We start from the raw sequence: 24464 nt of genomic DNA, 5'->3' as shown, positions 1-24464 counted from the left end.
AATTTCTCCACGTTTGGGCTTACGGTTAGGGCTACAGTGTCAACTGCCCCCATTATGACAGTCTGAAGTGCTTACGAGGTCCCGACCAGATGGCGAATTTCTTTATTAATCGCCCCATTTTTGCATGGGTGCTGGCCATTATTTTGTGCCTCACCGGTACGCTTGCTATATTTTCGCTCCCTGTTGAGCAATACCCGGATCTCGCGCCGCCAAACGTGCGCATTACGGCCAACTATCCTGGCGCCTCTGCCCAGACGCTGGAAAACACCGTCACGCAGGTCATCGAACAGAACATGACCGGTCTGGACAACATGATGTATATGTCGTCCCAGAGCAGCAGCACCGGTCAGGCCACCATTACGCTGAGCTTCAAGGCGGGAACCGACCCGGATGAAGCCGTGCAGCAGGTGCAGAACCAGCTGCAATCCGCGCTGCGTAAACTGCCGCAGGATGTGCAGACGCAGGGCGTGACGGTGCGTAAAACCGGCGACAGTAACATCCTGATGATTGCCTTCGTCTCCACCGACGGCAGCATGGATAAGCAGGATATCGCTGACTACGTGGCGAGTAATATCCAGGATCCTATCAGCCGTATTAACGGTGTGGGTGACGTGGACGCCTACGGCTCGCAATATTCCATGCGTATCTGGCTCGATCCGACCAAACTGACCAGCTATCAGATGACCACCCAGGACGTGGTGGACGCCATCAGCTCCCAGAACGCGCAGATTGCCGTTGGTCAGCTTGGTGGCACCCCTTCAGTAGATATGCAGGCCTTAAACGCTACCGTTAACTCCCAGTCTTTACTGCAAACGCCACAGCAATTTAAAGATATTACCCTGCGCGTGAATCAGGACGGTTCGCTGGTGACCCTGGGCGACGTGGCAACGGTTGAGCTGGGCGCAGAAAAATATGACTATCTGAGCCGCTATAACGGCCAGGCGGCTTCCGGGCTGGGGATTAAACTCGCCTCCGGCGCCAATGAGATGGAAACCGACAAACTCGCCCGCGCTAAAATCGAGGAGCTGTCGCAATATTTCCCGCATGGCCTGGAAGCGAAAATCGCCTATGAAACCACGCCGTTTGTAAAAGCCTCCATCAAAGACGTAGTGAAAACCCTGCTCGAAGCTATCCTGCTGGTATTCCTCGTCATGTACCTGTTTTTGCAGAACTTCAGAGCGACGCTAATCCCAACTATCGCCGTCCCGGTGGTGCTGCTGGGCACCTACGCCGTGCTCTACTCGTTCGGCTACAGCATCAACACCCTGACGATGTTCGCCATGGTGCTGGCCATCGGCCTGCTGGTCGATGACGCCATCGTGGTGGTGGAGAACGTCGAGCGCATCATGAGCGAAGAGGGATTGTCGCCCAGAGAGGCAACCCGCAAATCGATGGGCCAGATACAGGGCGCGCTGGTCGGCATCGCGATGGTACTTTCCGCCGTGTTCGTGCCAATGGCGTTTTTTGGCGGCACCACCGGTGCTATCTACCGCCAGTTCTCGATTACGATTGTTTCGGCGATGGTTCTGTCGGTGCTGGTGGCGTTAATCCTTACGCCAGCGCTCTGTGCCACGCTTCTTAAGCCGTTGCACAAAGGTGAACATCACGGCCAGAAAGGCTTCTTCGGCTGGTTTAACAGGATGTTCAACCGCAACGCCCTTCGCTACGAAAACGGCGTGGGCAAAATTCTGACTCACAGCGCCCGCTGGATGCTGATTTACGTGGTGCTGCTGGGCGGCATGGTGTTCCTGTTCCTGCGCCTGCCTACGTCGTTCCTGCCTCTGGAAGACCGGGGAGTGTTTACCACCTCAGTGCAGTTACCAAGCGGCTCCACGCAGCAGCAGACGGCGAAAGTCGTAGAGAAAATCGAAAAGTACTATCTGACGAAAGAAAAAGATAACGTGCTGTCCGTATTTTCAACCATCGGCGCAGGCCCCGGCGGGAACGGGCAGAACGTGGCGCGTATGTTTGTGCGTCTGAAAGACTGGGACGACCGCGACCCGGATAACAGCAGCTCCTTCGCCATTATCGAGCGGGCCACCAAAGCCTTCAGTAAAATCAAAGAAGCGCGCGTGATAGCCAGTAGCCCTCCGGCAATCAGCGGCCTGGGCAACGCGGCAGGTTTTGATATGGAGCTGCAGGACCACGGCGGTGCCGGGCACGACGCGCTGATGGCCGCTCGCGACCAGCTGCTGAACATGGCCGACGGCGAAAAACTGCTGACCCGTGTGCGTCACAACGGTCTGGACGACAGCCCGCAGATGCAGATCGATATCGATCAGCGTAAGGCTCAGGCGCTGGGCGTCTCCATTGATGACATCAACAACACGTTACAAACCGCGTGGGGTTCGAGCTATGTGAACGACTTTATGGACCGTGGCCGCGTGAAAAAGGTTTATGTGCAGGCGGCCGCTAAATTCCGCATGCTCCCGGACGACATTAATCAGTGGTACGTGCGCAATAAAGACGGCGGCATGGTGCCCTTCTCTGCCTTTGCCAGCTCACACTGGGAATCTGGCTCGCCTCGTCTGGAACGCTATAACGGCTATTCGGCCCTTGAGATCGTAGGCGAGGCTGCGCCGGGCGTCAGTACCGGTACCGCCATGGATATCATGGAACAGCTGGTGAAAAAATTGCCGAACGGCTTTGGGCTGGAGTGGACGGGGATGTCTTATCAGGAGCGTCTCTCCGGTGCACAGGCTCCGGCGCTTTACGCCATTTCACTGCTGGTCGTTTTCCTCTGCCTTGCGGCACTGTATGAAAGCTGGTCGGTGCCGTTCTCGGTCATGCTGGTGGTGCCGCTGGGTGTGATCGGGGCGCTGCTTGCCACCTGGATGCGGGGGCTGGAAAACGACGTTTACTTCCAGGTTGGCCTGCTGACGGTCATCGGCCTTTCGGCCAAGAACGCCATCTTAATCGTCGAGTTTGCTAACGATCTTAATGCCCAGGGACGCGAACTGGTGTCGGCAACGATGGATGCCTGCCGCCAGCGTTTACGCCCTATCCTGATGACCTCGCTGGCCTTTATCTTTGGCGTCCTGCCGATGGCGACCAGCAGCGGCGCAGGCTCCGGCAGCCAGCACGCCGTCGGGACAGGGGTGATGGGCGGTATGATCTCCGCAACCGTACTGGCTATCTTCTTTGTGCCGCTGTTCTTTGTGCTGGTGCGCCGCCGATTCCCGCTCAAAGAGCCACACAGCGACTAATTCGCCAAAAGCGGACAACAAAAAAGGCGGCCTTTTCGGTCGCCTTTTTGCTGGTACATCGATGAAACTTGCTGGTGCGTCTTACAGAAGTATTTCAATAAGAACATCCTGCTCTTACTCGTGTCCGGTCAGATCATTTACGAAGCATATCTTCAATGAAATCTTTCCAGTTCCCTAATTCATGCTCAATCATAACTGCCTCTCTTATAATTGCTTTAATTATACGCAATTCACCTTACGGTGGGAAGGCATCCTCGATAGCGGCCATTAGGCCCACCATCGCATATTACCTGTTGCGTATATCTCTTATCTTAACCCGAGATGATATGAATAATGTGACCAGTCACCTGAAACAAAATATTTCTGTGAATTTCAGAATTTTTGTATGTTTTTTTAGGATAGCGATTCATGGCGTGAGTAAGCGGAACGGAGCCATGAGAGAGGTATTTAATCATGCAATTTAGGTTAAGGTGAAAATTCACCAACACGCTGTTTTTCAATTACTGAAGGGCCACGACGCATGCAGAATTGATGAAATATTATTCGAACCATGGCGCAATGGTTATATTATCTGACGGTAAGCGTAGTTATCAGATTATATTTTTCCGTGGTACTTTATGACCAATTTTTTATTCATGCGAATTATCTGACTAAACATTCAGAATCTCGACAAAAGGATTGAACCTCCATGATCACCCTCTACGGCATCAAAAATTGTGACACCATCAAAAAAGCTCGCCGCTGGCTGGAATCGAACGGCGTGGAATATCAGTTTCATGATTACCGCGCAGATGGCCTCAACGCTGAACTCCTGAACAGTTTTATCGCGGAGCTTGGCTGGCAAGCGCTGCTAAACACGCGGGGGACGACCTGGCGCAAGCTGGATGAAGCTCGCCGTGAATCAATTACAGACGCCGCAAGTGCTGCCGCACTGATGTCGGAAATGCCTGCAATCATTAAACGACCATTGCTCTGCGCGCCCGGGCAGCCTATGCTGCTGGGTTTCAACGAAACGAACTATCAGCAGTTTATCAACGAGGTATAGTGCTATGTCCTGCCCGGTTATCGAGCTGACGCAACAGCTTATCCGCCGCCCCTCCCTCAGCCCAGACGATGCCGGTTGCCAGGCGCTGCTGATTGAGCGGCTGCGCGCAATTGGTTTTACCGTCGAACATATGGATTTTGGCGATACGCAAAACTTCTGGGCATGGCGAGGAAAAGGCGAAACGCTGGCGTTTGCTGGCCATACCGATGTCGTGCCATCAGGCGATGCGGATCGCTGGATTAACCCACCGTTCGAACCCACTATTCGCGACGGTATGCTGTTTGGCCGAGGAGCGGCAGACATGAAAGGGTCGCTTGCGGCAATGGTTGTTGCCGCCGAACGTTTCGTCGCCCAGCATCCTGACCACCGTGGTCGCCTGGCGTTCCTGATCACCTCAGACGAAGAAGCCAGCGCTAAAAACGGCACGGTCAAAGTGGTTGAAACGCTGATGGAGCGCCGTGAACGTCTGGACTACTGTCTGGTGGGTGAGCCTTCCAGCACGGAAGTTGTGGGGGACGTGGTTAAAAATGGTCGGCGCGGTTCACTGACCTGTAATCTGACTATTCATGGCGTTCAGGGACATGTCGCTTATCCCCACCTCGCCGACAACCCGGTCCATCGCGCCGCACCAATGCTTAACGAACTGGTCGGTATCGAGTGGGATAAAGGCAATGAGTTCTTCCCGGCAACCAGCATGCAGATTGCTAACGTTCAGGCTGGTACTGGCAGCAACAACGTTATTCCCGGCGACATGTTCGTCCAGTTCAACTTCCGCTTCAGCACCGAGCTGACCGATGCCGACATCAAACAGCGTGTCGTCGCCCTGCTTGAGAAATACCAGCTGCGCTACACCCTCGACTGGTGGCTGTCTGGCCAGCCGTTCCTGACCTCACGCGGAAAGCTGGTCGATGCGGTAGTCAATGCCGTTGAGCACTATAATGAGATCAGACCGCAGCTGTTAACGACCGGCGGGACTTCGGATGGACGCTTTATCGCTCGAATGGGCGCGCAGGTTGTGGAGCTGGGGCCAGTGAACGCGACCATTCATAAGATTAACGAGTGTGTTAACGCCGCCGACCTGCAGCTTCTGGCCCGCATGTATCAGCGTATTATGGAACAGCTCGTCGCCTGACGGGCTGTATAACTAAAGTCTGGAGGTACCGGCATGGAATGGCTCTCGCATTACTGGTGGATTATCGTTCTGGTGCTGCTGTTAGGCATTTTCCTTAACGTGATTAAGGACCTGAAACGTATCGACCCGAAGAAGTACATGGCAAACAAACCCGAGTTACCCCCGCATCGTGACTTTAACGACAAGTGGGATGACGAAGACGATTTCCCTAAGAAGAAGCCTTAATACTTTCCCTAATCCTCTCCCCCGGGAGAGGATTACGCCCCTTCAGTCATATTTCGTCACGGTCGCTTTAAGCGCTTCGCTTTGCGGTTTATCGAGTGAATCCAGCGCCTGCCCCACTTCCTGACGCATTGCCGTCAGCAGTGCTTTTCGCCCGGAAAGGCGCAGACGCTCGCAAACCTGTTCCGTCGTCAGCCTCTTCTGCACTCTGCTCCGCAGGGCGTTGAGCGGCAACTCACTCACCTGAAGCAGGCGATTAAGGGAGCCGAGACAGGCCTCGACGGGGCGATGTGCAAAGGCAAATCCGGCCAGTTCATACCAGTCATCATGACTTAGCGCAGCCTCTGGGGCTGGGATCACCGGCAGCGGCTCATCAATCCACGGCTGCAGCCAGGTGATATCGCGCGCCAGACGCTGCTCTTCGTAACGGGTAAGCGCCTCCCCTTCTTCACTCAGTGGCAGCAAAGCCATGGCGGTATAACAGCCGCTGCTCGCTTCTTTATGGCTGCCCACTCTGACCAGCACAAACCCGCAGCTTTCCCAGAACGTCCAAAGCTCATCGGTATAGCCAAAACTGACAGAGAGATAGTCAAAGCTTCGCCGGGCGAGGACTGTTGCCATAGCGATCATCTGCTGGCCAATTTGCTGGCGCTGCCGCAACGGATGTACCGCAATACGAGTCACACGCAGACCCCGTAGAGTAGCCGCAAGCGGGCTCCCACCGTGGGCAGCTAAAGATTGCGCGACCAGGTTCCCCCGCGGACGCCGAAAACCGGCCCATACCGCGCGGCTTAGATCATCAACTAATCCACCTTCCTCCACCAGCCAGGCTGCCCCGACGGTGTCGTCATCCGCGCTTGCCGCGATGAAGTGTTGCCCGGGAGCATCAAGCATTCTTCGCCAGTCCAGCGGTGACGTTCGGTAATGCGCCCCGGACAACAAGCGGTACATCTGCTGGAGCTGTTCGCTATCACGCTGTTCCACGGCGTTAAGCTCGATGGCGCTAACGGTCACGGTAGTGATATCTGCCTCATCGAACAGCAAAATATTATCGATTAAGTTTTCGAGCGGATCGTTTGCTGCCCAGCGGACCGGTGTTGAGAGGGTGTAGCGCACCAGGCAATCAATGCCTGCGCAGAACTTCAATAAAAAACCGCGCCCGGTGCCTTCATAACCCTGAACCGTTGTGGTCAGTAAGGTTCGGGGGAAGAGAGCAATCAATTTACGCAACTGCGGGGCCGGAAGAGCGGCAGCTTCGTCGATAATCAGCCAGTCTGCAGCCGCGATCTCAGGCTGGATCAACAGCGCGTCCGGAGCCACAAAATTGAATTTCTCCCCTGCGTGGAGGGCCAGCACATCCGTTGCAGCCCGAGTGGGTGCCGTAACGATGGCCTCTCCCTCAAGGCTGCGGATGAGCATCCCCGCCAGCGCAGATTTCCCCCGGCCGCGCGGTGCGGTCACAACGGCGACGCCAGAAGAGTGCGTATGCAAAGCGGCGAGAATGTCCGCCTGTTCCTGCTCCGGTGCTCCATTCGCGGGGTGCCATTCAGGCCGGGCGCTGAATTCCGGTAAACGTAGTGGATGGTGCTGCTGCCAGAGAAATGACTCGCTGTCTGCCAGCACACACTGTTGAAGATAGGTGATAAAGTTCGGCGTGGCGATAGCCTGAGGACGATCGCTCCAGCGAGAAGAGTCTGCATCGGGAAGCGTCGGCCAGCGCTCCCAGTCCGGGGCGAGCAGAACCAGCCAGCTACCCGCTTTTAAGGTGCCCGCAACGGCCGCCAGCGCTTCGGCATCCAGGCCACTGCGAGCATCGAACACAGCATGTAAAAACTCACGTCCCAGTAGCGTCCGCACGGCGGATGGCGAACAGTTCAGAGGAAGCTCAGGCGCAACGCCCACCCATAGCCAGTCGCCCGGGATCTGGCCGACCAGCAGGTCCACCTGCTGGCTGCTCCAGGTTGCATCGCCCGCGATAACCAGCATGTGGCGAACACCGCTGCTGGCCATACCAGAAGTGACCTGCCTAAGCTGTTCCATGCTCGCGTTCCTTCTCGCTATCGCTAGCGGATGCTGTTGCCAAATGTATTACACTGCGCCGGATCGCCGCTGTCGAATCCACGTTTAAACCAGGTATAGCGCTGCTCGGAGGTGCCGTGAGTGAAGCTATCAGGAACAATACGGCCCTGCCCTTGCTGTTGCAAACGGTCATCGCCAATGGCTTCCGCAGCGTTAAGCGCCTCTTTCAGATCGCCCGCGTCCAGCACTTCCTGTTTCTGCATACTTTGCCCCCAGACGCCAGCAAAGCAGTCCGCCTGAAGCTCCATTTTCACCGACAGACGGTTACCTTCAACCTGGGTAGCATGCTGCTGCAATTGACGCACTTTCGGCTCAATACCCAGCAGTTTCTGCACGTGGTGGCCCACTTCATGGGCAATAACATACCCCTGAGCAAAGTCGCCGTCGGCACCCAGTTTGGTTTTCATTTCATCATAAAAGGAGAGATCGATATAAACGGTGCTGTCCGCCGGGCAGTAGAACGGCCCCATAACTGACTGACCCGTACCACAGCCGGTGCGTGTGGCACCGCGGTACATCACCAGCTTCGGCTGCTGGTAGGTGCGCCCCATCTGCTGAAAAATTTGTCCCCAGGTGTCTTCCGTTGTCGCAAGGATGACCGAGGTAAATTTGGCCGCATCGTCATCGTTTGGGCTGATTGAGCGTTGGGTGGTTTGCTGGGTGAGTGGCTGACCACCACCAAGCAGCGCGGAAAGGTCCACGCCGTAATAGCCTGCAACAACCACAACGACCAGCAGAATTATCCCGCCTTTACCGCGTGGAATACGCATCCTGCCGCCGCCCATACTTGGGCCAGCAGAATGACTTCGTCTGTCTTCAACATTGTCGCTTTCGCGACGACCTTGCCAACGCATAACCTACCCCATTATTCACAACTTGTAATAGGTAGATCGTAGGTGGTTAATGGCCGGATTACCATAGGAAGCGAGCAGTGAAAAGGCCGAAAGTGCAAAACACAATCGGCCTTTAAGATTCTGCCGGGGAAATCAGTCTATCTGTACGCCAAGACGGCGGGCAACTTCTTCATAGGCTTCAATAAGGCCACCCAGACTCTGACGGAAACGGTCTTTGTCCATTTTATCGAGCGTCTTCTTGTCCCACAGGCGGCAGCCGTCCGGTGAAAACTCATCGCCCAGGACCACTTCGCCATTAAACAGACCGAACTCCAGCTTGAAGTCCACCAGGATAAGGCCCGCTTCATCAAACAGCTTGCTCAGCACGTCATTAGCTTTGTAGCTCAGCTCACGCATGCGAGCGAGGTTCTCTTTATTCACCCAGCCGAAGGTTTCACAATAAGATTCGTTAACCATCGGGTCGTGCATCTCATCGTTCTTCAGGAAAAGATCAAAGAGCGGTGGATTCAGCTCAATTCCCTCTTCTATGCCCAGACGCTTAACCAGCGAGCCGGCGGCACGGTTACGGATAACACACTCAACCGGCACCATATCCAGCTTTTTGACCAGCACTTCGTTATCGGAGAGCAACGCTTCCATTTGGGTAGGAATACCTGCCTCTTCCAGTTTGGCCATAATGAAATGGTTAAACTTATTGTTCACCATGCCTTTACGGTCGAACTGTTCGATGCGGGCACCGTCTCCTGCTGACGTATCATTGCGAAACTCAAGTACCAACAGATCCGGGTTTTCGGTGCTGTAGACGGTCTTCGCTTTGCCACGATACAACTCAGCTTGCTTTTGCATCTTTCTTACTCCAGGTGAGATTTAACTAATAATTCCGCTAATTGTGGCTACGCACACGTTTGCGTAGGCTATCAGAAAAAAGGCCAGATTGCTCTGGCCCTTAAAGTTACTTGCTGAACGCTGCCTGGAATGCGGCAACCAGCGCATCATTCTGCGACTGGGTCAGCGTATGGCCTTTCGGATCGATGAACTGCAGGCTGCTGCGGTTATCGAGGTCGCCCACTTGCAGTTTGTAGTCACCGCTGACCAGGCCCGGGTCTTTCGCCCCTAAGTCCTGCCAGTCGCTGTCAGACAACGGCTTATAGGTGACGGCCATGCTGCCGGTTGAACGCGTGGAGTCAGTCACTTTCATACCGACTTTTTCAAGCGTTGCTGGCAGGCGGCTCCAGACGACGTTGTACGGACCACGAACCACCAGCATAGGTAAACCGGTATCATCTGCGGCGCTCTGTACGTCGAGCTGGTTTGAAGTACGGCTGTCTTTCGCATTCTGGCTGTCAGTCTGAACCTTATCCAGACCAGCACTGATGACGTTGAGCATTTGCGCGCTGTAACGCTGCATGGAGGCTGCGTCAGAGACTGGCTTACCCGCCTGCTCCAGGCTCAGCAGCTTAACGACCACCGCCTGCTGATAGCCTTGCGGCTTGACGCTGATCTGATAGCGGCCACGATACTGTTCATCTTCGTCTGCACGGTTCCACTGTACCCAGTCGGTATTCAGCGACTGGCTGGCGTCATCACGCTTGTCGATGGTGAAGTTATTAGACTGAACAACGCTGACGACCTGCGGCCACAGCGTGGCGCTACGAGCGCTCTCGACCATCAGTGAAGCCGTATCACCGGTGAATTGAGTACGCGCACCGCTAACCAGTGCCAGCGGTTGAGCCGGTGGACGAATGTCCAGCTGTTTGCCTACTGCGCCACTGCCGTTGGTAACCGGAACATTATATTGCCCGTTCTCCACCGGCAAAATCATGCCGGCCGGAGCGTGCATTTCTGCAAGCGGAGGGGCATCCAGATAAGCTTCATCGCCGCTAACCTGGCGCTTATAACGCTGGTCGCTGCTGCATGCGGACAGCAGCATGGCAAGTGACACCACGGCAACTGTTGCTACCATCGACTTCTGTACTGAGTAAGCCATCAAATCTCCCTAAACTTTACAGCAAACCCGCATGCTTAAGCGCGCTGATAATCACCGGACGACTTGCGTCAGTCAGCGGTGTCATTGGCAGGCGTAAGGTATCGGTCGCCACAAGCCCCAACTCTCTACAAGCCCATTTCACCGGGATAGGATTGGGTTCTACAAATAGTTTGTTATGCAACGGCATCAGGCGCTGATTAATCTCACGCGCTTGTGCAAATTGCCCATTGGCCGCCAGTTTACACATTTCCGCCATTTCTCGCGCGGCTACGTTTGCCGTAACAGAAATAACGCCGTGGCCGCCAAGCTGCATGAAGTCCAGCGCACTGGCATCGTCACCGCTAACCAGGACGAAGTCACCTTCAACCAGCTCTTTGATCTGGTTGACCCGCATTAAGTTCCCGGTGGCCTCTTTGATACCGATAATATTTTTGACTTCAGACAGACGGGCAACCGTTTCTGGCAACATGTCGCATCCGGTACGGGACGGCACATTGTACAGCATCTGCGGCAGGTCGGTGCTTTGTGCGATAGCCTTGAAGTGCTGGTACAGCCCTTCCTGCGTCGGCCGGTTATAATACGGCGTGACGGTCAGACAGCCAATAATGCCGCTGTTATCAAAGCGTTTTGTTAATGAGATGGCTTCGGAAGTGGCATTTGCCCCCGTCCCGGCAATCACCGGAATGCGCCCGTCCGCCAGCTCCAGCGTTAACATCACCACATCGCCGTGTTCGTCGTGACTCAACGTAGCAGACTCTCCGGTAGTGCCTACCGAAACAATCGCCGAGGTTCCGCAGGCGACATGGTAATCAATCAGTTTTTTCAGGCTTGACCGGCAGATATTACCTTTCTCATCCATCGGTGTTACAAGCGCGACAATACTTCCCGTGAACATTGGCCATCCTCTGTGCAAACATGTGCCTCAATGGTACGTTTGGTACAGGATCAAAAGCAAGCCGCCAGGAGGCTCTACACGGTTGTATGCAGGATTTTTTTATGCTTTCCTTAGGATATCCCACCGATTCACAGGAAGAATACGTTTGACGCCCTCACCACACCACTATCTGGTCATTACGGCTCTGGGTGCTGACCGCCCAGGAATTGTGAATACCATCACCCGCCATGTGAGCAGCTGTGGCTGTAATATTGAAGACAGCCGCCTGGCGATGCTTGGTGAAGAGTTCACGTTCATTATGCTGCTTTCCGGTAGCTGGAACGCGATTACCCTGATTGAATCGACGCTGCCGCTCAAGGGCGCCGAGCTGGACCTGTTGATTGTCATGAAGCGTACGGCCGCACAAGACAGGCCAGCAATGCCTGCCACGGTCTGGGTGCAGGTTGAGGTGACGGATTCACCCCATTTAATCGAGCGCTTCACGGATTTGTTTCATACACACCAGATGAACATCGCGGAGCTGGTTTCCCGCACGCAGCCCGCGCAAGAAAACACGCCGCCACAGCTCTACATTCAAATGACGGCCCACAGCCCGGCATCGGAAGATGCAGCAATTATCGAACAGGCCTTCAAAGCCCTATGTACAGAGCTTAAAGCACAAGGCACTATTAGCGTGGTGAATCCACAGCAAGATGATTAAAGACGGAGAGTAGTGATGAGCCCACTGAAAGCCGGTGACAGTGCACCGAAATTTAGCCTGCCCGATCAAGACGGCGAGCAAATAAATTTGACCGACTTCCAGGGACAGCGCGTTCTGGTTTATTTCTATCCCAAAGCGATGACGCCTGGCTGCACCGTTCAAGCGTGCGGACTGCGCGACAACATGGATGAGTTGAAAAAAGCCAATGTCGAAGTGCTGGGTATCAGCACCGACAAACCCGAAAAACTTTCGCGTTTCGCCGAGAAAGAGTTATTGAACTTCACCCTGCTCTCTGACGAAGACCATCAGGTCTGCGAACAGTTTGGCGTGTGGGGCGAGAAATCCTTTATGGGCAAAACCTACGACGGCATTCACCGCATCAGCTTCCTGCTGGACGGCGAGGGGAAAGTTGAAAAGGTGTTCGATGATTTCAAAACCAGCAACCATCACGATATTGTGGTGAACTGGCTGAAAGAGAACGCTTAGTGCTGCAAAAATCAAAAAAGCCGACTTCAAGTCGGCTTTTTATTGCTGACAAACCTGTGCCGTAGGTCGGATAAGCGCAACGTCAACCGACACAGCAATCACCACTGGTGGATGACGCTTACGCTTATCCCCCCTACTAAATCTCGTGTCCGTAGGTCGGATAAGCGCAGCGTCATCCGACACAACAATCATGACTAAGGATGCTCGTCGTCCATAACCAGCCCATCCGGCCAGGCGTGAACCACCGCTTTAATCAGCGTGGCAAGCGGAATGGCGAAGAACACGCCCCAGAATCCCCACAGACCGCCGAAAATCACTACCGACAGAATGATGACCAGCGGATGCAGGTTAACAGCTTCGGAGAACAGCACCGGCACCAGCAGGTTGCCATCCAGCGCCTGAATGATGAGATAGACGGCAAACAGCGTCCAGAACTCCGGCCCCATGCCAAACTGGAACAGCGCGACGCAAACCACCGGAATCGTCACCACAAACGCCCCGATATACGGGATCAGCACCGAGAAGCCCACCAGCACCGCCAGCAGCAGCGAATAATTCAGGCCAAAAACAATAAAGCCGATGTAGGTCACAATGCCCACAACGATCATTTCCAGCACTTTGCCGCGAATATAGTTGGTAATTTGCTGGTTCATCTCCAGCCAAACCTGCCCTGCCAGACCCCGGTTACGAGGCAGCACGCGTCTGACGGCATTGAGCATTTGCTCTTTGTCTTTAACGAGGAAGAAGACCATCAGCGGCACCAGCACCAGATAAATAGCCAGCGTCATCAGGCCAACCAGTGAGGCGAGAGAAAATTTTACGACCTGATCGCCCATGCCCGACATGCGGGTACGCGCATTTTCTGCCATAGCATCGATGATGCCGGCATCCACCAGCGCCGGATAACGCTTCGGCAAAGCAGCAGCAAAGTCAGAAAGTTTGTTAAGCATGCCGGGCATATCCCGAATCAGATAAATGCCTTGCTGCCAGGCAACCGGCGCGACGACCAGCACAAGTATCATCAGGATGCCAACAAACAGGACAAGCACGATGCTGGTCGCCCAGCTTCGTGAACAGCCGACCCGCTCCAGCCGCGCCGTAGGCCACTCCAGTAGGTAAGCCAGCACAATAGCCACCAGCAGCGGTGCTAATAATCCGTGGAAGAAAAAGAGAATGACAAACCCGGCGAGCAGGATGACCAGCAATGCGATGGCCTCCGGGTCGCTAAACCGCCGCCGATACCACTGCATTAACAACTCGAGCATACATCCCTTCCATGACAGCATTGTGCGAACCGCGATTGTATCTAAATGTCACAGGAAAGACTTTGCTTTTTATAGCCAATTCGTACCATGTAGAATAACGTTAGTCGTTTCAGTGTTAAGATTTTCTTCATTCGTGATGCCACAAATTGTTCGTACCGAATAACGAACAAAACCGCGCATAGCGTGTCGAATTTAGACTTTGATCAAACAGGATAGTGGTTATGCTCAAGCAGTTGAAAAAAACGCTGGTTGCAACCCTGATGACAACATTACTCGCCGGGGCCGCCGTACCAGCCTCCGCGGATGTGGCCGATCAACTGCCTGATATGGGGACATCAGCAGGAAGCACGCTGTCGATTGGCCAGGAGATGCAGATGGGCGATTTCTACGTTCGCCAGCTGCGTGGCAGTGCCCCTTTGATCAATGACCCTCTACTGGTGCAATACATCAACAATCTTGGCATGCGCCTGGTCAGCCATGCGAATTCGGTAAAAACACCTTTCCACTTCTTCCTTATTAATAACGACGAGATAAACGCCTTTGCCTTCTTCGGCGGCAACGTGGTGCTGCATTCAGCGCTGTTCCGCTATGCCGATGATGAAAGCCAGCTTGCGTCGGTTATGGCGCACGAAATCTCTCACGTGACCCAGCGTCACCTTGCACGAGCGATGGAAGATCAAAAGAAAAATGCCCCGCTCACCTGGGTTGGCGCGTTAGGCTCCATCCTGTTAGCAATGGCCAGCCCTGAAGCCGGTATGGCGGCACTGACCGGCACCCTGGCCGGGACGCAGCAGGGCATGATCAGCTTTACACAGCAGAACGAGCAGGAGGCGGATCGTATCGGTATTCAGGTACTCCAGCGCTCCGGCTTTAATCCGCAGGCGATGCCTACCTTCCTTGAGAAGCTGCTGGATCAGGCGCGCTACTCCACTCGTCCGCCAGAAATCTTGTTGACTCACCCCCTACCGGAAAGCCGTCTGGCAGATGCCCGTAACCGCGCCAACCAGATGCGTCCGGTGGTCGTGCAATCGTCGGAAGATTTCTATATGGCAAAGGTGCGTACCCTGGGGATGTACAACTCGGGCCGCAACCAGCTCACCACGGATATGCTGGATACCTGGTCAAAAGGTAACATTCGTGAACAGCACGCCGCCATCTATGGCCGCGCCCTACTGGCAATGGAGGCAAACAACTGGGCCGAAGCCCGTAAACACCTGCAGCCACTGCTGGCCGCGCAACCTGCTAACCCCTGGTATCTCGACTTATCCACCGATATCGATTTAGGTCAGCATAAAACGGCCGATGCCATTAACCGTCTGAAAAACGCACCGGGTCTGAACCTGAACCCCGTGCTGCAGCTAAACCTGGCCAACGCCTATGTGCAGGCCGGACAGAACACGCAGGCGGCGTCCATTCTGAACCGCTATACCTTCGCCCATCCGGACGACGGTAACGCCTGGGATCTGTTAGCCCAGGCAGAAGCCGCAATGGGGAATCGCGATCAGGAACTGGCGGCCCGTGCAGAAGTGATGGCGCTGAATGGTCGCCTGGATCAGGCTATCTCACTGCTGAGCAGCGCCAGCTCTCAGGCGAAGCTCGGCAGCCTGCAGCAGGCCCGCTACGATGCGCGTATCGACCAGTTTCGTGAACTGCAAAAACGTTTCGAACAATATCAGAAGATGTAACAGGAGTTTATATGTCTGCAGGAGTCGCTATCTACCACAATCCGCGCTGCTCAAAGAGCCGCGAAACGTTAAGCCTGCTCAAGGCGAACGGCGTGGAACCTGAAATTGTGCTGTATCTGGACACGCCGCCGGATGCGCAAACCATTCATTCGCTGCTGAGCAAACTCGGATTTTCCAGCGCGCGCGATCTGATGCGTAAGAAAGAAGAGTTGTACAAGGAGCTGAATCTGCAGGAGGAAAGCTTATCCGAAGATCAGCTGATTCAGGCGATGATCGCCAATCCAAAACTGATTGAACGCCCGATTGTGCTGGCGAATGGCCAGGCAAGAATTGGCCGCCCGCCGGAGTCGGTGCTGGAAATTTTGTAGCGGCTTAATCTGAGCGGGCCTAAAGGGTGGATAAACGAAGTGCCATCCACCGAAGAGTCAGAGGCTCAGGATCTCTTTTACAAAAGGAATGGTCAGCTTGCGCTGCGCGGTAATGGAGGCGCGGTCAAGCTGATCCAGCGTCATAAACAGCGTACGCATCTCCCGATCGAGCCTTTTTAGCAGGAAGCGGCCCACGTCTTCAGGCAGTTCAAATCCGCGCTGCTTTGCCCGCAGCTGAAGCGCCTGCAGCTTGTCATCATCCGACAGCGGCTGGAGCTTGTAAATCTGCCCCCAGTCCAGACGCGAAGCCAGGTCGGGAAGCTGCAAATTTAGCTGGCGCGGCGGACGATCGCCGGTGATCAGCAGACGGGTATTGCCCGACTCCAGAATACGGTTATAAAGATTAAAGATCGCCATTTCCCACAGCTCATCCCCCGCCACACATTCGATATTATCGATGCAGACCAGAGAGAGTTGTTCCATGCCGTCTAACACTTCGGGCACAAACCAGGTGCGCTTATCGAGCGGCACATAGCCGACCGCTTCTCCGCGCTGTGACAGTTCGGCACAGGCCGCGTGCAGCAGATGGCTGCGCCCGCCTCCTTCCCGCGACCAGAAATAGATATACCCGCTGTGATCCTGACGGAGCACGGATTGCAGGGCGGCGAGTAAAGAAGGGTTATCACCCGGCCAGAAGCTGGCAAACGTCTCATCGTCAGGCAAAAAGAGTGGCAGTGAAAGCTGTGCCGGCGTATTCAGAAGTACCTCAACCATAACAGGCAGAAAAACGCTTAAGAGTTTATCACAGAATTACAGTGCTGTAGAACCGGGCGGGAATGCCGCCCGGCAGCACGTCGACTCATGGAATGACGTCGGTTTCTTTCGCATCCAGCACCACTTCTTCCGGACGAATAATACTGATCAGCTTGAAGATTAAGCTAAGGCCCACGCCCACGATCGTCGCCAGCGCCATGCCTTTCAGCTCAGCCGCACCGATATGCACTTTCGCACCGCTGACGCCGATGATCAGGATAACGGAGGTGAGGATCAGGTTCTGCGCCTTGCTGTAATCCACTTTGGATTCAATCAGCACGCGGATACCGGAAGCGCCGATCACTCCGTACAGCAGCAGGGAAACGCCGCCCATGACCGGAACCGGGATAATTTGAATCGCCGCCGCCAGCTTGCCGACGCAGGAGAGCAGAATCGCCAGAATCGCCGCCCCGCCGATAACCCAGGTCGAGTAAACACGAGTTATCGCCATTACGCCGATATTCTCGCCGTAGGTGGTATTCGGCGTGGAACCAAAGAAGCCGGAGAAAATAGTCGAGATGCCGTTAGCAAACATCGAACGATGCAGACCCGGATCGCGAATCAGGTCTTTCTTGACGATATTCGCGGTGACGACCAGGTGGCCTACGTGCTCAGCAATAACCACCAGCGCGGCAGGCAGAATGGTGAAGATGGCGAACCACTCAAAGCGCGGCGTGTAGAAAGTTGGCAACGCAAACCAATGGGCTTCCACGATAGGTGTGACGTCCACAACGCCCATCGCGAAGGAGAGCGCATAGCCCGCCAGCACGCCAATCAGAATCGGGATAATCGCCAGGAAGCCACGGAACAGAACGGAGCCGAAAATCGTGACCGCCAGCGTCACCAGAGAAATGATGATGGTTGTGGAATCCGGGGAGGTGCCGTCCGCAGGCAGCAACCCGGCCATATTCGCCGCCACGCCCGCCAGCTCAAGACCGATGACCGCAACAATCGCCCCCATTGCCGCCGGGGGGAACATCACGTCCAGCCAGCCGGTGCCTGCTTTTTTGACAATCAGCGCCACGATGCAAAACAGCACGCCGCACATAATAAACCCGCCGAGCGCCACTTCGTAGCCTAGTGGTAACAGCAGTAAAACTGGCGAGATAAAAGCGAAGCTTGAGCCGAGATAAGCCGGGATTTTGCCCTTACAGATGAAGAGGTAAAGCAGCGTACCTATGCCGTTAAACAGCAGCACCGTGGCCGGATTAATATGGAATAAGATGGGCACCAGCACGGTGGCACCGAACATAGCGAACAGATGCTGCAAACTTAACGGAATCGTTTGCAGCAAAGGTGGTCTTTCACTTACCCCAATAGCACGGCGGGTCATGTTGTTTTCCTCTGAGTGTTATTTAACGAACGTCGTGTTTTAAAACCAAAAAAAAGCCGACTTTCGAAGTCGGCTGCTTTTTTATTTTGTACCAAATATTTTGTCGCCGGCATCGCCGAGGCCCGGAATAATGTATCCGTGCTCGTTGAGTCCCTGATCGATGGACGCCGTGTACAGCTCCACATCCGGGTGCGCTTTTTCCAGCGCGGCGATACCTTCAGGCGCGGCCACCAGCACCAGAACTTTAATGCTCGTACAACCGGCGTTCTTCAGCAGGTCGATGGTGGCGATCATAGAGCCGCCGGTTGCCAGCATTGGGTCAACCACCAGCGCCATGCGCTCTTCAATATTAGAAACCAGCTTCTGGAAGTAAGGCACCGGCTCGAGGGTTTCTTCGTTACGGTAAACGCCTACTACGCTGATACGCGCGCTTGGCACGTTTTCCAGCACGCCTTCCATCATGCCCAGACCGGCACGCAGAATTGGGACAACGGTAATTTTCTTACCTTTGATCTGGTCGATCTCCACCGGGCCGTTCCAGCCTTCGATGGTGACAAGTTCGGTTTCCAGATCCGCAGTGGCTTCGTAAGTCAGCAGGCTGCCAACTTCTGAGGCGAGTTCACGAAAGCGCTTGGTACTGATGTCCTGCTCACGCATCAGGCCCAGCTTGTGTTTGACGAGTGGGTGTTTCACTTCCACGATCTTCATACTCTTTCTCCCCGAGATGTTGGCGTCCACAAAAAAATCGCCGGATTATACCGCTTTTTAACCGCTTCGCCACCGGAATTGGGGTTGATCGAGATCAACGGGACACGAAAGAGTATAGAGCAACAATATTCCATCCCGCCGCACAAGAGGCTCGCAAACGTTTGCCTCCACTGTTAGAATTGCGGCGTTTTTTATTCCAGACCAACCGATGGAACCTGAAGATGACCGACAAAACCTCCCTTAGCTACAAAGATGCCGGTGTTGATATTGATGCTGGTAACGCTCTGGTCGACAAAATTAAAGGCGTAGTGAAAAAGACCCGCCGCCCGGAAGTGATGGGTGGTCTGGGCGGTTTCGGTGCGCTCTGCGCGTTGCCACAGAAGTATCGTGAACCCGTGCTGGTCTCCGGCACCGACGGCGTGGGCACCAAACTGCGTCTGGCTATGGATTTAAAACGTCACGACACCATCGGTATCGATCTGGTCGCTATGTGCGTGAACGATCTGGTCGTGCAGGGTGCGGAACCCCTCTTCTTCCTGGACTACTACGCCACCGGCAAACTTGATGTGGAAACGGCGTCCAGCGTGATTACCGGCATCGCGGAAGGGTGTCTCCAGTCCGGCTGTGCGCTGGTCGGCGGCGAAACCGCTGAAATGCCGGGTATGTACCATGGCGACGATTATGACGTGGCTGGATTCTGTGTTGGCGTGGTCGAAAAGTCTGAAATCATCGACGGATCCAAAGTAGCCGACGGCGACGTGCTGATTGCGCTGGCTTCCAGCGGCCCGCACTCCAATGGCTACTCTCTGGTCCGCAAGGTGCTGGAAGTGAGCGGCACCGATCCGCTGACCACCGAGCTGGAAGGCAAACCGTTGGCGGATCATCTTCTGGAACCCACCCGTATCTATGTCAAAAACCTGCTTGAGCTGATTGGCGAAGTGGACGTGCATGCCATTGCCCACCTCACCGGCGGCGGCTTCTGGGAAAATATCCCGCGTGTGCTGCCGGACAACACTCAGGCGGTGATCAGCGAAGCTTCATGGCAGTGGCCAGCCGTCTTCAGCTGGCTGCAAAAAGCAGGCAACATCAGCAGCCACGAAATGTATCGCACCTTTAACTGCGGCGTCGGCATGCTGATCGCCCTGCCAGCAAGCGAAGCCAACAAAGCCGTTGAGCTGCTGAAAGCGAAAGGTGAAAACGCCTGGAAAATCGGTATTATCAAAGCATCCGATAGCGAAGAGCGCGTGGTTATTGAGTAATGAAAAACATAGTGGTGCTGATTTCCGGTAACGGAAGCAATCTTCAGGCGATTATTGACGCCTGCAAACACAAAAAGATTAACGGCACCCTTGCGGCGGTGTTCAGCAACAAGGCCGATGCTTACGGCCTTGAGCGCGCAGGCGAAGCCGGGATCCCGGCCCACGCCCTCACCGCCAGCCACTTTGCAGACCGCGCAGCTTTCGATCGTGAATTAATGCAGGAGATTGACGCCTACGCGCCGGACCTGGTGGTGCTCGCAGGTTACATGCGCATCCTCAGCCCGGCTTTTGTGGCGCATTACAGCGGTCGCTTAATCAATATCCACCCTTCTCTGCTCCCTAAATACCCGGGCCTGAATACCCATCGTCAGGTGCTGGAAAACGGCGACGAAGAGCACGGCACTTCGGTTCACTTTGTGACCGACGAGCTGGACGGCGGCCCAGTTATCCTACAGGCCAAAATTCCCGTCTTCGAAGGCGATGACGAAGACGAAATCACCGCCCGAGTGCAGCATCAGGAGCACGCCATCTACCCGCTGGTCGTCAGCTGGTTTATCGAGGGACGCCTGGAGATGCGCGATAACGTTGCCTGGCTGGACGGCCAGCCGTTACCCCCGGAAGGGCATGCGGCGGAAGAGTAAACAAAGGGGCTTCGGCCCCTTTTTTAATACCTGCGCGCAGGCGGACAGAAACAAACATCCTGGTTTACTCTGCGACGTTGGACATTCGCTGCCAAAGCTCGCCATAATGATGATGCGACGGCATTTTTCGTCCACGAAAACGGAAGTGAGGGCTAATGGGTCAGGATAAGCTGTATATAGAAAAAGAACTGAGCTGGTTGTCTTTTAACGAACGTGTACTCCAGGAAGCGGCGGACAAAATCAATCCGTTGATTGAGAGAATGCGTTTTCTCGGCATCTATTCCAACAACCTTGATGAGTTTTACAAGGTTCGTTTTGCTGAGCTAAAACGCAGGATCCTTATCAGCGAAGAACAAGGCACCGCGCCGAATTCACGTCATTTGCTCAATAAAATCCAGGCTCGCGTACTGAAGGCCGATCAGGAATTTGATGGTCTGTATAACGATTTATTACTGGAGATGGCGCGTAACCAGATCTTCCTGATTAACGAACGTCAGCTTTCAGAGAACCAACAAAACTGGCTGCGCCACTACTTTAAGCACTATTTACGCCAGCACATCACGCCGATCCTTATCAACCATGAGACAGATCTGGTGCAGTTCCTGAAGGATGACTACACCTACCTGGCAGTGGAGATTATTCGCGGCGACGATACCCGCTACGCCCTGCTTGAGATCCCGTCCGATAAAGTGCCGCGCTTTGTGAATCTGCCGCCGGAGGCACCGCGCCGCCGCAAGCCAATGATCCTGCTGGACAACATTCTGCGCTACTGCCTGGATGACATTTTCAAAGGCTTCTTCGACTATGACGCGCTGAATGCCTATTCGATGAAGATGACCCGCGACGCGGAATATGACCTGGTGACCGAAATGGAATCCAGCCTGCTCGAGCTGATGTCATCAAGCCTCAAGCAGCGCCTGACCGCCGAGCCGGTCCGTTTCGTTTACCAGCGAGATATGCCGGACGCGATGGTAGAAATGCTGCGTAACAAGCTGACCATCACCAACTACGACTCGATTATTCCCGGCGGGCGCTACCACAACTTCAAAGACTTTATTAACTTCCCCAACGTTGGCAAAGCCAACCTGGTGAATAAGCCGCTGCCGCGATTGCGGCACATCTGGTTCGACAAATTCCGCAACGGCTTCGACGCTATCCGCAACCGCGACGTGCTGCTCTACTATCCTTACCATACCTTCGAGCACGTGCTGGAGCTGCTGCGCCAGGCCTCATTTGACCCTAGCGTGCTGGCCATAAAAATCAATATCTACCGCGTGGCAAAAGACTCGCGCATTATTGAGTCGATGATCCATGCGGCCCACAACGGCAAGAAAGTCACCGTGGTCGTCGAGCTTCAGGCGCGCTTTGACGAAGAGGCCAATATCCACTGGGCCAAACGTCTGACGGAAGCTGGCGTACACGTTATCTTCTCCGCCCCTGGCCTGAAAATCCACGCCAAGCTGTTCCTGATCTCCCGTAAAGAAGGTGACGAAGTGGTGCGCTACGCCCACATTGGCACCGGTAACTTCAACGAGAAAACAGCCCGACTCTACACCGACTATTCGTTACTGACCGCCGATGCGCGCATCACCAACGAAGTGCGCAGGGTCTTCAACTTTATTGAAAACCCCTATCGACCGGTGACCTTTGAACATCTGATGGTTTCGCCGCAAAACTCGCGCCGTCTGCTCTACGATCTGGTCGATCGCGAAATCGCCAACGCGCAGAACGGCCAGCCTTCCGGTATTACGCTAAAGCTGAATAACCTGGTCGATAAGGGCCTTGTCGATCGCCTGTATGCGGCCTCCAGCTCCGGCGTGAAAGTTAAGCTGCTGGTGCGCGGTATGTGCTCACTGATCCCGAATCTGGAGGGGATCAGCGACAATATTCGCGTGATCAGTATCGTTGACCGATATCTTGAGCACGATCGCGTTTATGTCTTTGAAAACGGCGGCGATAAAAAAGTTTATCTCTCTTCCGCAGACTGGATGACGCGCAACATTGATTACCGCATTGAGGTGGCCGTTGCCATACTGGACCCGCGTCTGAAACAGCGGGTGCTGGACATCGTCGAAATCCTGTTTAGCGATACCGTAAAAGCACGCTATCTCGATAAAGAACTCAGTAATCGCTACGTCCCGCGAGGCAACCGCCGTAAGGTGCGCTCGCAGCTGGCGATTTATGATTACATTAAATCTCTGGAACAACCTGACTAACGCCATGCCGATAAAAAAACACGCTCCACGTCCGCAAGAGTTCGCTGCGGTTGATCTCGGCTCTAACAGTTTCCACATGGTGATTGCCCGTGTGGTTGACGGCGCGATGCAGATCATCGGACGCCTGAAACAACGAGTCCATCTGGCTGATGGGCTGAACGCTGAAAACGAGTTAAGTGAAGAAGCGATGGAACGCGGCCTCTCTTGTCTGACGCTCTTTGCCGAGCGCCTTCAGGGCTTTTCGCCGGAAAATGTCTGTATTGTTGGCACGCACAGCCTGCGTGAGGCAGTCAACGCCGAGGAATTTCTCAAACGCGCCGAGCAGGTTATCCCCTACCCGATTGAGATCATTTCCGGTAATGAAGAAGCACGCCTGATTTTTATGGGTGTGGAACACACGCAGCCGGAAAAAGGGCGCAAGCTGGTTATTGATATCGGCGGTGGGTCTACCGAGCTGGTGATTGGCGAGGACTTCGAACCGATGCTGGTTGAAAGCCGCCGCATGGGCTGCGTCAGCTTCGGACAAAACTTTTTCCCGCAGGGTGCCATCACGGCTGAAAACTTTAAGCGGGCGCGTCTCGCGGCGGTTCAGAAGCTGGAGAATCTTTCCTGGCAGTACCGTCTGCAGGGCTGGAACGTAGCGATGGGCGCTTCCGGCACCATCAAAGCCGCTCACGAAGTGCTGATCAATATGGGCGAGAAGAACGGCGTTATCACCCCCGAACGGCTGGAGATGCTGCGTGATGAGGTTCTGAAGTATAAAAACTTTTCGTCAATGAGCCTGCCGGGCCTTTCTGAAGAGCGCAAAGCCGTCTTTGTACCTGGGCTTGCGATTCTCTGTGGGGTATTCGACTCGCTGGCCATCCGGGAGCTTCGCCTGTCCGACGGTGCGCTTCGTGAGGGGGTACTTTACGAAATGGAAGGCAGATTCAGGCATCAGGATATTCGTATCCGCACCGCGCAGAGCCTTGCAGACCAGTATCACATAGACAGCGACCAGGCTAAACGGGTGCTGGATACTACCGACAAAATTTACCAGCAGTGGGAGACGCAAAACCCGAAGCAGGCTAACCCACAGATGGCAGCCCTGTTGAAATGGTCGGCAATGCTGCACGAGGTGGGGCTGAACATCAACCACAGCGGGCTGCATCGCCATTCGGCCTATATTCTGCAGCATAGCAACCTCCCCGGCTTTAATCAGGAGCAGCAGACGCTGATCGCCTCACTGGTTCGCTATCATCGAAAAGGGATAAAAATAGACGATCTTCCGCGCTTCACGCTGTTTAAGAAAAAGCAGTTCCTGCCGCTCATTCAGATACTGCGTCTGGGCGTGCTGCTCAATAACCAACGTCAGGCGACCACAACGCCGCCAACGCTGGTTCTGGAAACGGATGATAACCACTGGACGCTGCGCTTTCCCCATGGCTGGTTCAGTCAGAATACCCTGGTACTCCTCGACCTTGAGCGGGAACAGCTGTACTGGGATAACACCCCTGGCTGGAAGCTAAATATTGAAGAAGAGGCAAGCCCAATTATTGCGGCATGAGTTCGAGTGATAAGTCCCGGCCTG

22 protein-coding genes are annotated in these 24464 nt (G+C 54.6%); 12 read left to right on the top strand and 10 right to left on the bottom strand.

All coding sequences use genetic code 11. The features are described 5' to 3' along the window. Nucleotides 1-89: 89 nt before the first annotated feature. The gene (gene acrD, locus HYQ67_RS12500; RefSeq protein ID WP_202304008.1) at nucleotides 90-3206 is read left to right on the top strand and encodes a multidrug efflux RND transporter permease AcrD; all 3117 of its coding nucleotides are present in this window, start codon (nucleotides 90-92) and stop codon (nucleotides 3204-3206) included. 133 nt (nucleotides 3207-3339) lie between these two features. Here the strand turns inward: acrD and ypfM are convergent, their stop codons facing one another. After that, nucleotides 3340-3399 (bottom strand): protein YpfM, encoded by a 60-nt coding sequence (gene ypfM, locus HYQ67_RS12495; protein WP_087867655.1) that lies wholly within the window; start codon nucleotides 3397-3399, stop codon nucleotides 3340-3342. Nucleotides 3400-3894: 495 nt separating this feature from the next. Here ypfM and HYQ67_RS12490 point away from each other — a divergent pair, with 495 nt between their 5' ends. From HYQ67_RS12490 to HYQ67_RS12480, 3 genes are read left to right on the top strand one after another with little or no spacing between them, the layout of a single operon-like run. Then, nucleotides 3895-4251 carry an ArsC family reductase gene (locus tag HYQ67_RS12490; protein WP_202304007.1) on the top strand — a complete coding sequence of 119 codons (357 nt, stop codon included), beginning with the start codon at nucleotides 3895-3897 and terminating at the stop codon, nucleotides 4249-4251. Nucleotides 4252-4255: 4 nt separating this feature from the next. Next, complete coding sequence (dapE, locus tag HYQ67_RS12485; RefSeq protein WP_202304006.1) at nucleotides 4256-5383, top strand: succinyl-diaminopimelate desuccinylase; 1128 nt, start codon at nucleotides 4256-4258, stop codon at nucleotides 5381-5383. Nucleotides 5384-5416: 33 nt separating this feature from the next. Further along, entirely contained in the window at nucleotides 5417-5608 is a 192-nt protein-coding gene (locus HYQ67_RS12480) for a YpfN family protein (RefSeq protein WP_034459091.1), read from the top strand. Between the two features lie 42 nt (nucleotides 5609-5650). Here the strand turns inward: HYQ67_RS12480 and HYQ67_RS12475 are convergent, their stop codons facing one another. The 5 genes from HYQ67_RS12475 to dapA all read right to left on the bottom strand — a co-directional run bounded on the left by HYQ67_RS12475 (nucleotide 5651) and on the right by dapA (nucleotide 11420). Further along, nucleotides 5651-7645 (bottom strand): tRNA(Met) cytidine acetyltransferase TmcA, encoded by a 1995-nt coding sequence (locus tag HYQ67_RS12475; protein WP_202304005.1) that lies wholly within the window; start codon nucleotides 7643-7645, stop codon nucleotides 5651-5653. 23 nt (nucleotides 7646-7668) lie between these two features. After that, nucleotides 7669-8538 (bottom strand): KPN_02809 family neutral zinc metallopeptidase, encoded by an 870-nt coding sequence (ypfJ, locus tag HYQ67_RS12470; protein WP_202304004.1) that lies wholly within the window; start codon nucleotides 8536-8538, stop codon nucleotides 7669-7671. Between the two features lie 132 nt (nucleotides 8539-8670). Next, nucleotides 8671-9384 carry a phosphoribosylaminoimidazolesuccinocarboxamide synthase gene (gene purC, locus HYQ67_RS12465; RefSeq protein ID WP_202304003.1) on the bottom strand — a complete coding sequence of 238 codons (714 nt, stop codon included), beginning with the start codon at nucleotides 9382-9384 and terminating at the stop codon, nucleotides 8671-8673. A gap of 106 nt (nucleotides 9385-9490) precedes the next feature. Continuing rightward, complete coding sequence (gene bamC, locus HYQ67_RS12460) at nucleotides 9491-10525, bottom strand: outer membrane protein assembly factor BamC (protein WP_202304002.1); 1035 nt, start codon at nucleotides 10523-10525, stop codon at nucleotides 9491-9493. Nucleotides 10526-10541: 16 nt separating this feature from the next. After that, on the bottom strand, nucleotides 10542-11420 hold the full coding sequence (gene dapA / locus HYQ67_RS12455) for a 4-hydroxy-tetrahydrodipicolinate synthase (protein WP_202304001.1): 879 nt from the start codon (nucleotides 11418-11420) through the stop codon (nucleotides 10542-10544). A 145-nt stretch (nucleotides 11421-11565) separates the two neighbouring features. On the opposite strand from dapA, the gene HYQ67_RS12450 reads away from it, so the two are divergent. After that, the gene (locus HYQ67_RS12450; protein ID WP_202304000.1) at nucleotides 11566-12120 is read left to right on the top strand and encodes a glycine cleavage system transcriptional repressor; all 555 of its coding nucleotides are present in this window, start codon (nucleotides 11566-11568) and stop codon (nucleotides 12118-12120) included. A 15-nt stretch (nucleotides 12121-12135) separates the two neighbouring features. Next, nucleotides 12136-12606: a thioredoxin-dependent thiol peroxidase gene (bcp, locus tag HYQ67_RS12445; RefSeq protein ID WP_202303999.1), complete on the top strand. Its 471-nt coding sequence runs from the start codon at nucleotides 12136-12138 to the stop codon at nucleotides 12604-12606. A gap of 194 nt (nucleotides 12607-12800) precedes the next feature. On the opposite strand, the gene HYQ67_RS12440 is transcribed toward bcp, so the two are convergent. Beyond that, a complete protein-coding gene (locus HYQ67_RS12440) occupies nucleotides 12801-13871 on the bottom strand; it encodes an AI-2E family transporter (RefSeq protein WP_202303998.1) in 1071 nt (356 codons plus the stop codon). 221 nt (nucleotides 13872-14092) lie between these two features. On the opposite strand from HYQ67_RS12440, the gene bepA reads away from it, so the two are divergent. Together bepA and arsC are read left to right on the top strand one after the other, a co-directional pair. Next, nucleotides 14093-15556 carry a beta-barrel assembly-enhancing protease gene (gene bepA, locus HYQ67_RS12435; RefSeq protein WP_202303997.1) on the top strand — a complete coding sequence of 488 codons (1464 nt, stop codon included), beginning with the start codon at nucleotides 14093-14095 and terminating at the stop codon, nucleotides 15554-15556. Between the two features lie 11 nt (nucleotides 15557-15567). Beyond that, nucleotides 15568-15924, top strand: coding sequence for an arsenate reductase (glutaredoxin) (arsC, locus tag HYQ67_RS12430; protein WP_202303996.1), 357 nt, complete (start codon nucleotides 15568-15570; stop codon nucleotides 15922-15924). 57 nt (nucleotides 15925-15981) lie between these two features. On the opposite strand, the gene HYQ67_RS12425 is transcribed toward arsC, so the two are convergent. The 3 genes from HYQ67_RS12425 to upp form a co-directional block, all read right to left on the bottom strand. Continuing rightward, a complete protein-coding gene (locus HYQ67_RS12425) occupies nucleotides 15982-16683 on the bottom strand; it encodes a DnaA inactivator Hda (protein ID WP_237391231.1) in 702 nt (233 codons plus the stop codon). Nucleotides 16684-16783: 100 nt separating this feature from the next. Further along, a complete protein-coding gene (gene uraA / locus HYQ67_RS12420) occupies nucleotides 16784-18070 on the bottom strand; it encodes a uracil permease (protein WP_202303994.1) in 1287 nt (428 codons plus the stop codon). Between the two features lie 81 nt (nucleotides 18071-18151). After that, complete coding sequence (gene upp / locus HYQ67_RS12415; RefSeq protein WP_202303993.1) at nucleotides 18152-18778, bottom strand: uracil phosphoribosyltransferase; 627 nt, start codon at nucleotides 18776-18778, stop codon at nucleotides 18152-18154. 221 nt (nucleotides 18779-18999) lie between these two features. Between upp and purM the strand changes: the two genes are divergently transcribed. The 4 genes from purM (at nucleotide 19000) to ppx (ending at nucleotide 24440) form a co-directional block, all read left to right on the top strand. After that, complete coding sequence (purM, locus tag HYQ67_RS12410; RefSeq protein WP_202303992.1) at nucleotides 19000-20037, top strand: phosphoribosylformylglycinamidine cyclo-ligase; 1038 nt, start codon at nucleotides 19000-19002, stop codon at nucleotides 20035-20037. Beyond that, the gene (gene purN / locus HYQ67_RS12405) at nucleotides 20037-20678 is read left to right on the top strand and encodes a phosphoribosylglycinamide formyltransferase (RefSeq protein WP_202303991.1); all 642 of its coding nucleotides are present in this window, start codon (nucleotides 20037-20039) and stop codon (nucleotides 20676-20678) included. Before purM ends, purN begins: the two co-directional genes overlap by 1 nt. Nucleotides 20679-20833: 155 nt before the next feature. Continuing rightward, nucleotides 20834-22894 carry a polyphosphate kinase 1 gene (gene ppk1 / locus HYQ67_RS12400; RefSeq protein ID WP_202303990.1) on the top strand — a complete coding sequence of 687 codons (2061 nt, stop codon included), beginning with the start codon at nucleotides 20834-20836 and terminating at the stop codon, nucleotides 22892-22894. Nucleotides 22895-22898: 4 nt separating this feature from the next. Next, nucleotides 22899-24440, top strand: a complete 1542-nt coding sequence (gene ppx / locus HYQ67_RS12395; RefSeq protein ID WP_202304064.1) for an exopolyphosphatase — start codon at nucleotides 22899-22901, stop codon at nucleotides 24438-24440. Nucleotides 24441-24464 lie beyond the last annotated feature (24 nt).

The sequence above is a fragment of the Dryocola clanedunensis subsp. sulfonylureivorans genome (genome assembly GCF_016756775.1).
In the GTDB taxonomy this organism is placed as follows: domain Bacteria; phylum Pseudomonadota; class Gammaproteobacteria; order Enterobacterales; family Enterobacteriaceae; genus Dryocola; species Dryocola clanedunensis.
This window is presented reverse-complemented; position numbering and strand designations above follow the sequence as displayed.